Raw genomic sequence first — 14,157 nt, forward strand, 5'->3', positions numbered from 1 at the left:
CCTGAATTAACGGAATTGCGCCAGAAAGCGCAGGTCATTGTCGAAGAACAGACGCAAGTCGTTCACCCCGTAACGCAGCATGGCCAGCCGCTCCACGCCCATACCAAAGGCAAAACCACGGTATTTTTCGGTGTCTATGCCGCTCATGCGCAGCACATTTGGATGCACCATGCCGCAGCCCATGACTTCCAGCCAGCCGGTTTGCTTACACACACGGCAACCGTCGCCGTTACACATCACACACTGCATGTCGACTTCGGCGGACGGCTCGGTGAACGGGAAGAACGACGGACGGAAACGCACCGCCAGATCTTTCTCGAAGAACACGCGCAGGAACTCTTCGATGGTGCCCTTGAGGTCGGCAAAGTTGACATCTTCGTCAATCAGCAGGCCTTCCACCTGGTGGAACATCGGCGAGTGGGTGATATCCGAGTCGCAGCGGTAAACGCGGCCCGGACAAACAATGCGGATGGGCGGTTGCTGGGCTTCCATGGTGCGGATCTGTACCGGCGAGGTATGGGTGCGCAACAGCATGTTGGCGTTGAAATAGAAGGTGTCATGCATGGCACGCGCCGGGTGATGATCCGGAATGTTCAGCGCTTCGAAGTTGTGGTAATCGTCTTCCACTTCCGGGCCTTCGGCCACGTCATAACCAATGCGGGTGAAGAACTGCTCGATACGCTCAAGGGTACGAGTGACCGGATGCAGGCCGCCGGACTGTTGACCACGGCCTGGCAGGGTTACGTCCAGAGTTTCACTGGCGAGTTTTTCATTCAGCGCAGCGTCTTCCAGCAGTTGCTTGCGACTGTTGAGCGCGTCCTGCACCTGCTCTTTGGCGGCGTTGATGATGGCGCCGGCCTTTGGGCGCTCTTCGGCAGACAGGCTGCCCAGTTGTTTCATCAGCAGGGTGAACTCGCCCTTCTTGCCCAGAAACTGCACGCGCAGTTGTTCCAGCGCCTGTACATTATCGGTTGCTGCAATGGCCGCCAGTGCCTGGCTGACCTGTTGATCAAGATTGTCCATGTTGGCTCCGTTGGAGATGCTTGCAAAGCGCTCTGTCTTGTTCTTTGCAAGCAGCTCTGGTTTTTTGCTTGGTACGGTGTTTGCGGCATAGGGGTGCAGGTTCCGCAGGGTCGCTGCAAGTACGTCCCTGTAAGCTCCATGTCGCATCTGACCGCCACGGATGGCGGAAATGCAGTTTTTGTCGGGAACAAAAAACTGCCTTGACGACAAGGCCCTGCTCCACCTGCACCCCTATGCCGCTATAAATCCTGTGCCGCCTTCATCTTTCCTTTAGCAACTAGCGATAACCGCGCTGCAAGGGTGGGGAAAGTGAGGGGGCTAAAACAAAATAAGGGAAGAGCCTAGGCCCTTCCCTTATCAAGCTATTCAGCGATATCGCCGGAAAGACCTTAGGCCAGGGAGGCTTTGGCTTTCTCGACAATGGCGGCGAATGCTGCTTTTTCGTTCACTGCCAGATCAGCCAGAACCTTGCGGTCGATTTCAATGGAAGCCTTTTTCAGGCCTGCAATGAAACGGCTGTAGGACAGGCCGTTGACACGGGCACCAGCGTTGATACGTGCAATCCACAGAGCGCGGAACTGACGCTTGCGCTGACGACGGTCACGGTAAGCGTACTGACCGGCCTTGATCACGGCTTGTTTGGCTACGCGGAATACGCGTGAACGCGCACCGTAGTAACCTTTAGCCAGTTTCAGAACTTTTTTGTGACGGGCACGTGCCTGTACACCACGTTTTACTCGAGCCATTCTCTATTCTCCTCGACCTGGATTAACGAACACGCAACATGCGTTCAACGTTGGCGACATCGGAAGGATGCACCTGGCTGCAACCGCGCAGCTGACGCTTACGCTTGGTGGTCATCTTGGTCAGGATGTGGCTCTTGAAAGCGTGCTTGTGCTTGAAGCCGTTGGCCGTAGCCTTGAAGCGCTTCTTGGCACCGCTTTTGGTTTTCATTTTTGACATGTTTGAACTCCGCATTCAAAGGTATAAACAACAGCGACCTTGGGGCCTGTCAATGCCCGGGCTGCAAGCAGCCTGTTGGGGTCACTTTTTCTTTTTGGGGGCGATGACCATGATCAGTTGGCGTCCTTCCATTTTCGGATGCTGTTCAACGGTGCCGTATTCGGCGAGGTCGTTTTCGACCTGCTTCAACAGTTCCATGCCCAGCTCCTGGTGAGCCATCTCGCGGCCGCGGAATCGCAAGGAAACCTTGGCCTTGTCCCCGTCTTCAAGGAAACGTATCAGGTTGCGTAGTTTTACCTGATAATCCCCTACGTCCGTCCCTGGGCGAAACTTGACTTCTTTCACCTGGATCTGCTTCTGGTTCTTGCGAGCCTGCGCCTGTTGTTTTTTCTTTTCAAACAGGTGCTTGCCGTAATCCATGATGCGGCAGACCGGTGGTTGTGCATCCGGAGAAATCTCAACCAGATCCAGCTTGGCCTCTTCGGCAGCGGCCAGTGCTTCGTCAATCGAGACGATCCCGACTTGTTCTCCGTCGGCGCCAATCAGGCGAACTTCACGGGCGGTAATGTTTTCATTAATCGGTGCCTTGGGGGCTGAACGTCTGTCTTGTCTCATATCTCGTTTGATGATTCCTCTCAGGATGTGGCTTGCGCCGAATTCATTGCAGCTTTCTTTCGTATCTGTCAGCCCTTGTCCGGGCGACATCCATTGGCAACTGCAATGCCTTGTTCTTGTTACACCTTGCCAACTTGCAGCAGCAAGCAAAGTGTCTTGTTAAAACTTGACTCGCGGATTCTATACATAAACAACGGACTACTCAAGCAGGAACGATAGCCGCCACAGTTTTTAATTGCGCTTTTACCCGCCACTTCCCGTTTCCGGCATTCGCCACCAGCTGCAAACACACTCATCGCAAGCTACCCCACCGGACACCGTAAAAGCTCCGATTCAAGCTTGCCGCCCACAACCCGATACATAGGCAATGACCTCCATACCGGGCCCTCGACCATGCAGATCAGCACCCGCTCTTTTCACGCCAGCTTTCTCCGCCTGCCAACAGCCACAAACCGGCCGCCTGATGACAACCAGAGCAGGCAGGGCAGCAGTGCCGGCCAGGTTTTGCATGAACGCCAGAAAAAGCGCATGCAGGACATGGAAGCCGGCATTGCAAAGCTGCAGGAAACAAAGAAAAGCACTTCTCCCAAAAAACTGGCAACCCAGCGCGCCGCCTTGCTCAAGCAACGTCTGGAAACCCTCAAGTCGGTCATGGCCAAGCTGCCGCCAGGCGACTACAAAATGTTGGCACAGGAGCTAAAACAGATCGCCAAGGAGCTGGCTGCACTGGGCAAGCAGCTGGGCGATGGCAGCCGCAGCGTCGTAGCCCTGCCCTCTCTTTCCTTTACTGCACAGAATGGCGCCAGCACCACCCCCGACGCGGAGGGCATGACAACAGCTGCCAGCTCTGCTGCAGCGGAGCCCGTTGCGTCTGTCGAATCAGCCCTTGCGGGGCTGGAATCCACGCAGGGCGGGCCACAACCAGAAATCCCGGAAGCAGCCGCCCTCTCAGCACAAGCCGAGGCCGGACAGATGGCGCTCGCGGCCGGGCAAAATGAAAAAGAGAACCCGTCCAGCTCCGGCAAACTGCGCCTGCCCGGCACACAGAGAGAAGATGACGATGATGACAAAGCGCTGCGCAGCGTACTTGCCGAAGCCAGAAAGCTCCTCAAGGAAACCCTCACCCTGCTGAAAATCAAACACCAGAACAGCGACGACAAGGAGTCACGAAAGCTTGTGGCCGACGCCGAGCGCGAACTTGAGCAGCTAGACAAGGAGCTATCCCGGGGCGGCATGGACTTGCCCGGCAACATCGCTGACATGCCGGCAGGCACTGGTGCAGCGGATACCAGCCCCGGCGGACTGGTTGACATCCAAGCCTGAGCAGCGATCCTTGCTTCACGCAGGCGCGTCCATGCAGACAGGGTCCGCCACCCCAGCCCTGCTCGCACAACATCAGTGTCGCAGCCAGGCCTGTCCTGCAATAAAAAAACCGGAAAAACCTTGCCCCGTCACTGCCATTGAGCAGCTTTAGGTTATATAATCGCGCTTTTTGACTCTTTGAAAATTGGCGCCATGTCAGAATCCCTGCAAACACCCTACTATCTTATCGACAAAGCCCTGTTGCTGCGCAACATGGAGAAGATGGCCTACGTGCGCGAGCATTCCGGCGCAAAGACCCTGCTGGCGCTCAAGTGCTTTGCCACCTGGTCGGTATTCGACCTGATGCGCGAATACATGGACGGTACCACCTCGTCCTCGCTGTACGAGGTCAAGCTGGGTTACGAGAAATTCGGCGGCGAAACCCATGCCTACAGCGTGGCCTATGCCGATGATGAAATCTCTGAAGTACTGGCTAACAGTGACAAGATCATCTTCAATTCAATCAGCCAGTTGCAGCGCTTTGCTGAAGCATCAAAAGAACATGTGCGTGGCCTGCGCATCAACCCGGGCCTGAGCACCTCCGAATTCCCGCTGGCCGATCCGGCCCGCCCACACAGCCGGCTGGGCGAGCATGATCCGGTCAAAATCGAGGCTGTACTGGATCAGGTGTCCGGCTTCATGCTGCACAACAACTGCGAGAACGCCAGTTTCGAACGCTTTGACCAGATTCTGACCACCATCGAAAACAAGTTCGGCCACCTGTTCCACAGGGTCGAATGGATCAGCCTTGGCGGCGGCATCCACTTTACCGGCAAGGATTACCCGCTGGACAAGTTCTGTGCCCGCCTCAAGACGTTTGCCGAAACCTACGGCGTGCAGGTGTATCTGGAGCCTGGCGAAGCCGCAATCACCAACAGCACCACACTGGAAGTCACGGTGCTGGACACCCTGTTCAACGGCAAGCATCTGGCGATCGTCGACTCGTCCATCGAGGCACACATGCTGGATCTGCTGATTTACCGCGAAACCGCCAAGCTGGCGCCCGATGCCGGCGAGCATGAATACATGGTGTGTGGCAAGTCCTGCCTGGCCGGTGACATCTTTGGCGAATTCCGCTTCGAGCGTCCGCTGCAGATTGGCGACCGCCTGTCCTTCCAGGATGCGGCCGGCTACACCATGGTGAAGAAAAACTGGTTCAACGGCGTGAAAATGCCGTCAATTGCTGTAAAGCAACTGGATGGCCGTATCGAGCTCATCAAGGAGTTTGGCTACGGCGACTTTGTCGATGGGCTCTCCTGAGCCCCTAACCCGGGAACCTGTTGAACGCTGGCCTGCCCTGCAGTGTTCAAGCAATGGTTCAACTTGACGTGGAGTCACAATGTAAATGAAGAAAAACGTTTTAATAATTGGTGCAGGGGGTGTTGCACAGGTAGTCGCACACAAATGTGCGCAAAACAACGTGGTTTTGGGTGAGATTTCCATCGCTTCACGCACGCTAGCCAAGTGTGAAGCCATTGCTGCCAGCGTGGAGGACAAACAAGCCTGGCAACAACCTGCAAAATTGCATTGTTACAAGCTGGACGCGCTGGATGTGGCCGCCACAGCCGAACTGATCCGTGCAACCAAGGCACAAATTGTTATTAACGTTGGCTCCGCTTTTCTCAACATGTCGGTGATGAGCGCCTGTATCGAAACCGGCGCGGCCTATATCGACACCGCCATTCACGAAGACCCGGCCAAGATCTGTGAAAATCCGCCCTGGTATGGCAACTACGAGTGGAAGCGCCTGCAAGAGTGCGCCGATGCCAAAGTTACCGCCATTCTCGGTGCAGGTTTTGACCCGGGCGTGGTCAATGCCTATGCCGCACTGGCCGCCAACCATTACTTCGATAAAATCGACTCCATTGACATCATCGACATCAACGGCGGTGATCACGGCCGTTATTTCGCCACCAACTTCGACCCGGAAATCAACTTCCGCGAGTTTACCGGCCGCGTCTGGACCTGGCAGAACAGCCAGTGGACGCAGAACAAGATGTTCGAGGTCAGTCGCACCGATGACCTGCCGGTGGTGGGCGAGCGCACCAGCTACCTGACCGGCCACGACGAGATCCACTCGCTGTCGAAGAACCTCAATGTGCCCAACATCCGCTTCTGGATGGGCTTTGGCGATCACTACATCAACGTGTTCAACGTGCTGAACAACCTGGGCCTGCTGTCCGAACAACCGGTGAAGACCGCCGAAGGGCTGGAAGTAGTGCCGCTGAAGGTGGTCAAGGCCGTATTGCCCGACCCGAACAGCCTGGCCGCCGGCTATACCGGCAACACCTGCATCGGTGATCTGGTCAAGGGCCAGAAAGACGGCCAGGAACGCGAAGTATTCATCTACAACGTCGCCTGCCACGAAGCGGCCTACAAGGAAGTCGGCACTCAGGGCATTTCCTATACCGCCGGCGTACCTGCAGTGGCTGCTGCCCTGCTGGTAGCCGATGGCCAGTGGGATGTCGAGCGCATGGTCAACGTCGAAGAACTCGACCCGCGCCCGTTCCTCAACCTGCTCAATAAAATCGGGCTGCCCACCAGCATCCGTGACGAGCAAGGCGAGCGTCCGCTGACTTTCGAGTAATACCCAGCCTCAAAGAAACCGCAGCCTGAGATATCAGGCTGCGGTTTTTAGCCAGTCCGCATCAGATGAAAAGCCTGCCGGTTACGGCCTGAGCCCCATCATCGGCAATGACGCAGCAATACACACGGGCAAGGCATAAGCACAGGCTGCTCCCCCCGTCACTACAGCAGCAGGACCCAGCAAACTGACCTTCTTGTTGTGACTGTCCACTACCGAAACACTATAACGACGGTCCAGTGCCTGATAATCAGCACTCTGCATATCTTCAGGCACGCCGTTAAGCAGTTTCCTGCCCGTCATGCTGATCGGCAAATAATAAACGCTGTCCAGAACCGTCGTATACTTCTCGGCATCGGCATCTGTCCAGCCGGCATAACGCATCATGCCCTCACCATCTTTCGCTATTTCGATACGCCCCTTCATCCAGTACTTTCTGCCATGAAAAAAGCCAAGGTTTTCGGCTTCCTGTATCAAATCCTCACGCTCCTGAAAGAATGAATCGGCCAGAATCAGATTGAAATGACCTTCCAGTGTTCCATCTTCATTGATATGAAACGCTGCGGAAGGATACGGAAACAAAAGGCTTATCCCTTCTTTCAGAGGTGACTGCATTGCCGCTGCCAGCGGGTCAGGGATGTCCAGTTCATAGCTTCGCTTGCTACCGCCCGTAACCAGAAGCTTCTTGTAATCAGGAGAAACGTACACTTCTGACAAGGTTTCATCATAGTGGCGGTGCAACATGCAGCCTGTCAAAAAAACCAGGCAGGCAATAAGCAGAATGATTGAGCGCATTATTCTTCCTTAAACAATTCGATAAACAGACAGGGCTGACGCTACAAAGAGCCTGGAGAATACGGTCTCTCCTGTTGGTTTGGCATTTAACCAAGGTAGCATCTGTACTTTCCGTGGTTTCAATTTCTTGCAGACGGCTGCCGACCGCTTTTCGCCGAAAATGAACCTTCACCCCGGGTTTTCAATCAAATATCCTGTTACTGCCCATGCATCAGGCAACATTTCATGTCATGCTGGCAATCACGAACTGATTCATCACAGGCACCCACCCGAGGAATAAATCATGGCAACTCAAACCAAATCAGACAAGGGTACCACGACCGAAGCGGTGGCCGAGGACACCATGGAACACCTGCAAGAGGCCAAAGAGCATCTGAAAGACGCTGCCAGTGCCGGCTGCAAGGCGGCAGCCGAAGCCCGCACCGCCGCTGGTGCCGAGATGGACGAGCTGCTCGACAAGGGGCGCGACATGCTCTGCGAGGCACAGGGGCTGATCCGCAAGCACCCGGTTGCCGCGTTTGGCGTGGCATTTGCTGCCGGATGGGTACTGGCCCGGCTGACACGCCGCTGATACGACATGCACACCCCGGATAACGACCCGCAGCGCGCGGAGCCCTTGCCCCTCGACGAGGCAGCACGGCGCATACTCGACGAAGGAACCGGGCTGGGTCGCCAGCTGGCCGCCCTCTGGCAGGCACACAGCGAGCTGTTCCGCGCCGAGCTGGCGCTGTCCCGCAGCACCCTGCTGCGCCTGGGGTTGTACGCGCTGGTGACGCTGGCTCTGGCAGGCTCCGCCTGGCTGTGCCTGCTGGCCGCCCTGATTGGCGGGTTGCTTGCACTGGGCTGCCCCGGCTGGCTTGCAGCCTTGCTGACGGCCTTGTTACTGCTCTCCGGCACCCTGATCTGCCTGCTGCTGGCACGGCGACTGCTGCCGGATCTGGGTTTTCGCCACAGTCGCGACGCCCTGCGCCAACTGGTGACAAAAGCCAACACCGAAACGGAGGCAAGGCAATGAGTCACGATGCCTGCCGGCAGCGCGTCATCCAGGCCAGGGCGCGGTTGGCCAGCCAGCTGGACAGCACACGGCAGCAGGCAGAGAATTTGCAGGAGACCGTCCGTCAGTCGACAAGCCCGATGCGAATATTGACAGCAGGTATCCTTGGCGGATTTACCGCTGGTATACTCAAAGCCGGGCAGCTGCCACACGGCACCCTGCCCAATGCCAGAACCCTCGGCAACCTGCTTTCCATCCTGAACACGGTGTTGCCGGCATGGCAACAGCTGCGGGCACCACAGGCATCCCCAACGCCGGCCCCTGCCACCCCGACAACCCGTGGCGAGCAACCACCCGCCGCACACTGAGCGCCAGCGGCGCCCTGCTGCAAAATACGTATATACAGCACCGGATTCACCCTCGCCGTCATAACGGAGGCCACCATGCTTTATTACGCAGCTTCGTTTCATCACTGTCATACCCGGCGGCGTACCCGGCATAGCTGGAACCCTCATACCGCTCCGGCAAGCCCCTGCAACCCCCCTTTCTCGCCAAATTCGTATCGTTCCTGCCGACCGGACACACCCCGCCCGCGCCTGCAACCTGCCACCACCGGGAGATCATCATGAGCCAGTCACACCACAACCCCGCCCCCCTGACCCTCGACGAAGCGGCGATCCGCCGCGCTGCCGAAACCAGCCATCTCAAGGAAGGTGCCGTCACACCCGGCATCCTGCCCTACGCGAAAGAGATTTGCGCCCTGCTGAACGACGCCCTGGCAACCGAGTGGGTGTGCGTGCTGCGCTACAAGCGCCACTACTTCACCGCCAGCGGCCTGACCTCAACCCCGATTGCCGATGAATTCCTGGTGCATGCCAACGAAGAGATGAGCCATGCCGACCGGCTTGCTGCACGTATCGTCCAGCTTGGCGGCGAGCCCCTGCTTGATCCGGCCGGATTCCATGCCCGCAGTCATGCCGACTATGATGACTCCACCGACCTGGACAGCATGATCCGCGCCAACCTGGTGGCCGAACGGGTCGCGGTGGAGGTCTACAGGCAAATGATCCAGGTCATCGGCGACAAGGACCCGACCACAACCCGGCTGCTGCAGGAAATCCTGACCGATGAAGAAGAGCACGCCGACGAACTGTCGGACTGGCTGGACCGTGCCTGAGCCCATGACGACCGTTCCGCAGCAGGCCGAATCCGGCCCGAGTCCGCCGGGTTCGGTGTTTTATACGCTGGGGCATTCCACCCTGGCGCTGGATGCATTTCTGGCATTACTGCACGATGCTGCCATTGGCTGCGTGGCTGATGTACGCCGCTTGCCCGGCTCCACCCGCTATCCGCAGTTCAATCAGGAGCCGCTACGTCAGGCACTGGCGGCTGCCGGCATCGGCTACCGTCACCTGACCGGTCTCGCCGGCCGCCGTGGCCGGCAACCGGTTGACCCGGCCGTCAACGCCGGCTGGATCAACCAGAGTTTTCACCACTATGCCGACTATAGCCTGCAGCCGGAGTTTGCCAGTGCCTTTGCCGGCTTGCTGGAACTTGGCCGGCAGCAGCGGGTGGCCATCCTCTGTGCTGAAGCCGTCTGGTGGCGTTGTCACCGGCGCATCATCAGCGATCACCTGCTGGCCGCTGGTCAGACCGTGCTGCACATCGTGGGCAACAGGACAGAACAGGCGCAGCTGACAGCGTTTGCCCGCATCAGCCCGGACGGAAGCCTCACCTACCCGGCAAAAGTCAGCCATTAACGGTATGCTGGTCCCCTCCCGGATGATGATGAAGCATACCATGCATGTACGTAACGTTTTTTCACTGCTGGCTCCACTGCTGCTGGCCACCTGGTTGCCTGGCTGTGGCAAGCAGGACCCGGGCTCGGCACTGGAGGCCGCAGCCAGTGCTCTTGAACAGGGCATCTCACAGCGTCAGCCCAAGTCCGTGATGCAATTGCTGCATCAGGATTTCAGCACCAGCCACGGACTGGACCGGCAATCGGCCCACCAGCAGATGCTGGCGCTGTTTCTGCGCTACAAGAATATCGGTGTGCTGGTCGTCAATCGTCAATGCGGGCTGGACAAGGGGTTTTATGATCGCGGGCACTGCAGCGCACAGGTCGGCATCAGTGGAGCCCAGGGACTGATTCCCGAGCGGGCCGAACTCTACCGTGTCAGCACCACCTGGCAGCTGGCCGGCAAGGACTGGAAATTGCTGGACATGAGCTGGGAATAAACCGCCCGGCCTGATTCGTCCACGGTGCTGGCTGACCGGCTTTCTGGCTTATCACCGGTTGATGGGTGACAATACCTGCCTTTTGCATGGACCCAATCTGGATGAACGCTGTAACTCCCGGTTTGAACCGCCGAATCTGGATGCTGGCCTGGCCACTGTTGCTATCCAACCTGACAGCCCCGCTGCTGAGCCTGGTCAATACCGCCGTGGTCGGTCACCTGGACTCGCCGCGCTATCTGGCGGCGGTGGCGATGGGCGGCAACTATTTCATGTTCCTGTACTTCTCTTTCAACTTCCTGCGCATGGGTACCACCGGCTTTGTCGCCCAGGCCCGCGGCGGTACGCAGTCAACCCTGATCGTCATCTGCCGAGCCCTGCTGCTGGCATTGGTACTGGGCAGCCTGCTGATTGCCGTAAACCCCTGGCTGCGTGACCTGGGGCTGCTGTTGCTCGGCGGCAGTGAAGAGGTGCAGACACTGGCGGCGCAGTACATCAATATCCGCATTCTCGGCGCGCCGGCAGCACTCGCCAACTTTGCCCTGATCGGCTTTGCCATTGGCGTACAGCAAACCCGCGTGCCGTTCAAGATGACCCTGCTGATGCACAGCTGCAATGCGGTACTCAGCTACAGCCTGGTCCATATCTGGAATTTCGATGTGCGCGGTGTGGCCGCTGCCAGCGCCACTGCCGATTATCTGGGGCTGGTCGCCGCGCTGTACTGGCTGCGCGGCGAGTTCAGTCCGCAGGCCCGTCGTGAGGCGCTTGAGCTGGGGCTGCTGCGTCTGAAGCCCATGCTGCAGCTGGTGGCGGTCAACCGTGACCTGTTCATCCGCAGCTTGGCCTTGCTCAGCGTGTTCTTCTTTTTCACCGCGCAGGGCGCACGCTTCGGCGACACCACCCTGGCCGCCAATGCCGTGCTGATCGCCTTTCTACTAATCCTGAGCAATCTGCTTGACGGCTTTGCCAATGCCGCCGAAGCGCTGGTGGGCGAAGCGGTCGGCGCCAAAGACACCCCGGCACTGCACAGCTCGGTCAAGGCTACCGGCCTGTGGTCGATCTATATTGCACTGGGCGCTTTTGTCGGCTTCTTGCTGCTGGGCGCACCGCTGATCAACCTGTTGACCGACCTGGCAAGCGTCCGTCATGAAGCCCGCCACTACCTGCCCTGGATGCTGGCCCTGCCCTTTACCGCCAGCCTGGGCTTCTGGCTTGATGGCGTGTTTGTCGGCGCCACCCGGGCCCATGAGATGCGCAACACCATGCTGGTGGCGGTGGCGATGTTCTTTCTGGTCTGGTGGCTCAGCCTGCCATTGGGCAACCACGGTCTGTGGCTGGCGATGAATGCCATGATGCTGACCCGCGGCCTGCTGATGGCGCTGGTCTGGCGCCATCACAGCCGGGCCACACAGCCCGGCTATTAAGGCGGTCTTTCACAACGGGCAGGCCGCCCCGGGCTTACCCACAACAGCTGTGGATAACTCTGTGCACGAGTTGCTGATAGATGGCGCCAGGGCACGGCTGCCTGCGGCTCTCCACGAATTGTCCAAAAAACGATCAGATAAAAATTAGCAAGGTAACTCAATGAGTTACAAGCAATAAAGAAAGGCAGGCTCACTTGCTGAATATAATTATCAAGCCACGCAAAGGCTTGACAGCGACTGTGCATAGATGCTTGTCAGCCATCAGCCCGGGCCGTTCAGACGCCACGCTCGTTGTTCCACACCAGCACGTGAAGTTGCGGCAGTATCCGGACGTCAAACCAGCGATCCTCGCTGATACGCTGCACCAGCCAGCGATAGCCGGCATTGAGCTGTTCCAGATCGGTCATGCGCTCCGGCTGCTGCGGGGTGGCAGCCTGCAGGTTACAGGGTTGCAGGCACAGTGGCAGCTGTGCAAAGTCCGCAGCCAGCTGCCTGGCCCATTGATAATCCTGCTCGTCGGCCACCACCAGTTTTAACTGCACTTGCGTGTCTTCGCCTGCCGCCTGTACGCACTCACGCAGGCGCCCGGCAGAGAAATGCATGCCGGACGAAGGCGGCTTGGGACTGAGCGTCAGATAATCCAGCTGAGCGAACCATGGCTGGACCTTGCTGGCCTGGGTCTCCATGGCAAAACGATAGCCCTGCTGTTTGCCCAGCTGCAACAGCGGAGCGAGCGGCTGCAGGGCCGGGTTGCCGCCCGACAGGGTGATCAGCAGCGGCACACCACCACTGAGCTGGTTAACCCGCTGCATGATGGCGGCGGCATCCATGGCCTGCCACTGCGTCTTGAATTGGGGTTCCACCGCGTACAAAGTGTCACACCAGTTGCAGCGGAAATCACAGCCGCCGGTGCGCACGAATACCGTCGGCATGCCGATCAGTGCACCCTCGCCCTGGACCGTGGGTCCGAAAATCTCGCTGATCAGGATCATGGCTGGTAACGGGCCCAGGTTTTCGGCGTTTCCGACACAGCCACCGCACACACCTGCGGCCAGCGGGCTTTGGCCCAGTCATGCAGATGTCTGGCCAGCAACTCTGCCGTTGGCAGGTCGCTATCCAGTACCTCGTTGAGATGACGATGATCGAACGCATCGTCGATATAGTCCTTGAACGCTTTGAGTGCGGTGTAGTCCACAACAAAACCGTATTGGTCCAGCTCCTCGCTGGCCAGTTCCAGCCGCACCACATAGTTATGGCCATGCAGACGGGCACAGGGGTGTCCCGCCGGCATGTTCACCAGCTGGTGTGATGCGCTGAAATGAAATTCCTTGCTGATCCGGTACATGCTCAGCCCTCCCCGTGCGCATAGCGGGTCGGGTCGTTGACGCCGGCCAGCGCCAGCGCCTCGATCCGCTCAAGGCAGGTGGCGCAGCGGCCGCAGTGCAGCTCGCCGCCCTCATAACAGGACCAGGTATCGGCAATGGGCACGTCATAACGGGCGGCATCACGGGCGATCGCGGTCTTGTCCGCCTCGACATAAGGCGCCAGCAGGCTGACCTGGTGCTGGTCCGCCAGTGCCAGGCGCTGCATGCCGGCCATGGCATCAATGAACTCCGGGCGGCAGTCGGCATAGACGAAGTGGTCGCCACCATGCACGGCAATGGCCACCGCTTCCAGCTTGCGGGCAGCTGCCACGCCAAAGGCGATGGTCAGCATGATGGCATTGCGATTCGGCACCACGGTCAGCTGCATGTTGTCCTGGCTATAAAACCCGTGGGGCACATCGACATCACCGGTCAGGGCCGAGCCAGACAGCTGCCGGCCGATGCTGCTGATATCAAGCAGAATAAAGGGTACATCAAGCCGCTGTGCGCACAGGCGGGCGGCGTCGATTTCTTTTTTATGGCGCTGGCCATAGTCGAAGCACAGCAATGCCGCCAACTGGCCGTGGGCATGCAGGCGATGGGCAAGCGTAACAGAGTCAAGTCCGCCGGAGCAGATCAGGAGGGTATTCATGCAGGAGTCCTTGTTTTGTTCGGGTAGGCTGCGACCGAGTAGGCGGCAATTTTAACGCCGAAGCAGCACAAACGCCAGAGCACGGGACCCTGCAAACACCGGCTCGCCGCCCTGTGCCGGCCCGTGGCTGATGCCAACAGGGCAGT

General features: G+C 58.4%; 18 protein-coding genes. 10 read left to right on the plus strand and 8 right to left on the minus strand.

The window, feature by feature from the left end:
• Positions 1-6: 6 nt before the first annotated feature.
• The 4 genes from pheS to infC all read right to left on the minus strand — a co-directional run bounded on the left by pheS (position 7) and on the right by infC (position 2,601).
• Complete coding sequence (gene pheS, locus AR306_RS06670; protein WP_101496985.1) at positions 7-1,023, minus strand: phenylalanine--tRNA ligase subunit alpha; 1,017 nt, start codon at positions 1,021-1,023, stop codon at positions 7-9.
• A 389-nt stretch (positions 1,024-1,412) separates the two neighbouring features.
• The gene (gene rplT / locus AR306_RS06675; RefSeq protein ID WP_101496785.1) at positions 1,413-1,769 is read right to left on the minus strand and encodes a 50S ribosomal protein L20; all 357 of its coding nucleotides are present in this window, start codon (positions 1,767-1,769) and stop codon (positions 1,413-1,415) included.
• Between the two features lie 22 nt (positions 1,770-1,791).
• Positions 1,792-1,986 (minus strand): 50S ribosomal protein L35, encoded by a 195-nt coding sequence (gene rpmI, locus AR306_RS06680; protein ID WP_101496786.1) that lies wholly within the window; start codon positions 1,984-1,986, stop codon positions 1,792-1,794.
• Between the two features lie 81 nt (positions 1,987-2,067).
• Positions 2,068-2,601 carry a translation initiation factor IF-3 gene (infC, locus tag AR306_RS06685; RefSeq protein WP_101496787.1) on the minus strand — a complete coding sequence of 178 codons (534 nt, stop codon included), beginning with the start codon at positions 2,599-2,601 and terminating at the stop codon, positions 2,068-2,070.
• 537 nt (positions 2,602-3,138) lie between these two features.
• On the opposite strand from infC, the gene AR306_RS06690 reads away from it, so the two are divergent.
• From AR306_RS06690 to AR306_RS06700, 3 genes are all read left to right on the plus strand, one after another.
• Positions 3,139-3,924 carry a hypothetical protein gene (locus AR306_RS06690; RefSeq protein WP_146002283.1) on the plus strand — a complete coding sequence of 262 codons (786 nt, stop codon included), beginning with the start codon at positions 3,139-3,141 and terminating at the stop codon, positions 3,922-3,924.
• A gap of 192 nt (positions 3,925-4,116) precedes the next feature.
• The gene (gene nspC / locus AR306_RS06695; protein ID WP_101496986.1) at positions 4,117-5,223 is read left to right on the plus strand and encodes a carboxynorspermidine decarboxylase; all 1,107 of its coding nucleotides are present in this window, start codon (positions 4,117-4,119) and stop codon (positions 5,221-5,223) included.
• 85 nt (positions 5,224-5,308) lie between these two features.
• Positions 5,309-6,550 (plus strand): saccharopine dehydrogenase family protein, encoded by a 1,242-nt coding sequence (locus tag AR306_RS06700; RefSeq protein ID WP_101496789.1) that lies wholly within the window; start codon positions 5,309-5,311, stop codon positions 6,548-6,550.
• Between the two features lie 81 nt (positions 6,551-6,631).
• Here the strand turns inward: AR306_RS06700 and AR306_RS06705 are convergent, their stop codons facing one another.
• Positions 6,632-7,342 carry a hypothetical protein gene (locus tag AR306_RS06705; protein ID WP_101496790.1) on the minus strand — a complete coding sequence of 237 codons (711 nt, stop codon included), beginning with the start codon at positions 7,340-7,342 and terminating at the stop codon, positions 6,632-6,634.
• Between the two features lie 283 nt (positions 7,343-7,625).
• On the opposite strand from AR306_RS06705, the gene AR306_RS06710 reads away from it, so the two are divergent.
• From AR306_RS06710 to AR306_RS06740, 7 genes are all read left to right on the plus strand, one after another.
• A complete protein-coding gene (locus AR306_RS06710; RefSeq protein ID WP_206167975.1) occupies positions 7,626-7,913 on the plus strand; it encodes a hypothetical protein in 288 nt (95 codons plus the stop codon).
• Between the two features lie 6 nt (positions 7,914-7,919).
• The gene (locus AR306_RS06715) at positions 7,920-8,357 is read left to right on the plus strand and encodes a phage holin family protein (protein WP_101496791.1); all 438 of its coding nucleotides are present in this window, start codon (positions 7,920-7,922) and stop codon (positions 8,355-8,357) included.
• The gene (locus AR306_RS06720; RefSeq protein ID WP_101496792.1) at positions 8,354-8,704 is read left to right on the plus strand and encodes a hypothetical protein; all 351 of its coding nucleotides are present in this window, start codon (positions 8,354-8,356) and stop codon (positions 8,702-8,704) included. The genes AR306_RS06715 and AR306_RS06720 overlap by 4 nt, the downstream gene beginning before the upstream one ends.
• A 257-nt stretch (positions 8,705-8,961) precedes the next feature.
• Entirely contained in the window at positions 8,962-9,513 is a 552-nt protein-coding gene (locus AR306_RS06725) for a demethoxyubiquinone hydroxylase family protein (RefSeq protein WP_101496793.1), read from the plus strand.
• Positions 9,514-9,517: 4 nt separating this feature from the next.
• Positions 9,518-10,096 carry a DUF488 domain-containing protein gene (locus AR306_RS06730; protein WP_101496794.1) on the plus strand — a complete coding sequence of 193 codons (579 nt, stop codon included), beginning with the start codon at positions 9,518-9,520 and terminating at the stop codon, positions 10,094-10,096.
• 40 nt (positions 10,097-10,136) lie between these two features.
• Positions 10,137-10,574, plus strand: a complete 438-nt coding sequence (locus AR306_RS06735) for a hypothetical protein (RefSeq protein ID WP_166627813.1) — start codon at positions 10,137-10,139, stop codon at positions 10,572-10,574.
• Between the two features lie 101 nt (positions 10,575-10,675).
• Entirely contained in the window at positions 10,676-11,995 is a 1,320-nt protein-coding gene (locus AR306_RS06740) for an MATE family efflux transporter (protein WP_101496796.1), read from the plus strand.
• Between the two features lie 275 nt (positions 11,996-12,270).
• On the opposite strand, the gene queE is transcribed toward AR306_RS06740, so the two are convergent.
• Genes queE through queC form a run of 3 tightly spaced genes read right to left on the minus strand, consistent with a single transcriptional unit; the run spans position 12,271 to position 14,011 of the window.
• Complete coding sequence (queE, locus tag AR306_RS06745; RefSeq protein ID WP_101496797.1) at positions 12,271-12,987, minus strand: 7-carboxy-7-deazaguanine synthase QueE; 717 nt, start codon at positions 12,985-12,987, stop codon at positions 12,271-12,273.
• Entirely contained in the window at positions 12,984-13,340 is a 357-nt protein-coding gene (queD, locus tag AR306_RS06750; protein WP_101496798.1) for a 6-carboxytetrahydropterin synthase QueD, read from the minus strand. The genes queE and queD overlap by 4 nt, the downstream gene beginning before the upstream one ends.
• Positions 13,341-13,342: 2 nt before the next feature.
• Positions 13,343-14,011, minus strand: coding sequence for a 7-cyano-7-deazaguanine synthase QueC (gene queC, locus AR306_RS06755; RefSeq protein WP_101496799.1), 669 nt, complete (start codon positions 14,009-14,011; stop codon positions 13,343-13,345).
• Between the last annotated feature and the right edge of the window lie 146 nt (positions 14,012-14,157).

Origin of the sequence: Thiopseudomonas denitrificans (assembly GCF_002866065.1) — a bacterium.
Lineage (GTDB): Bacteria > Pseudomonadota > Gammaproteobacteria > Pseudomonadales > Pseudomonadaceae > Thiopseudomonas > Thiopseudomonas denitrificans.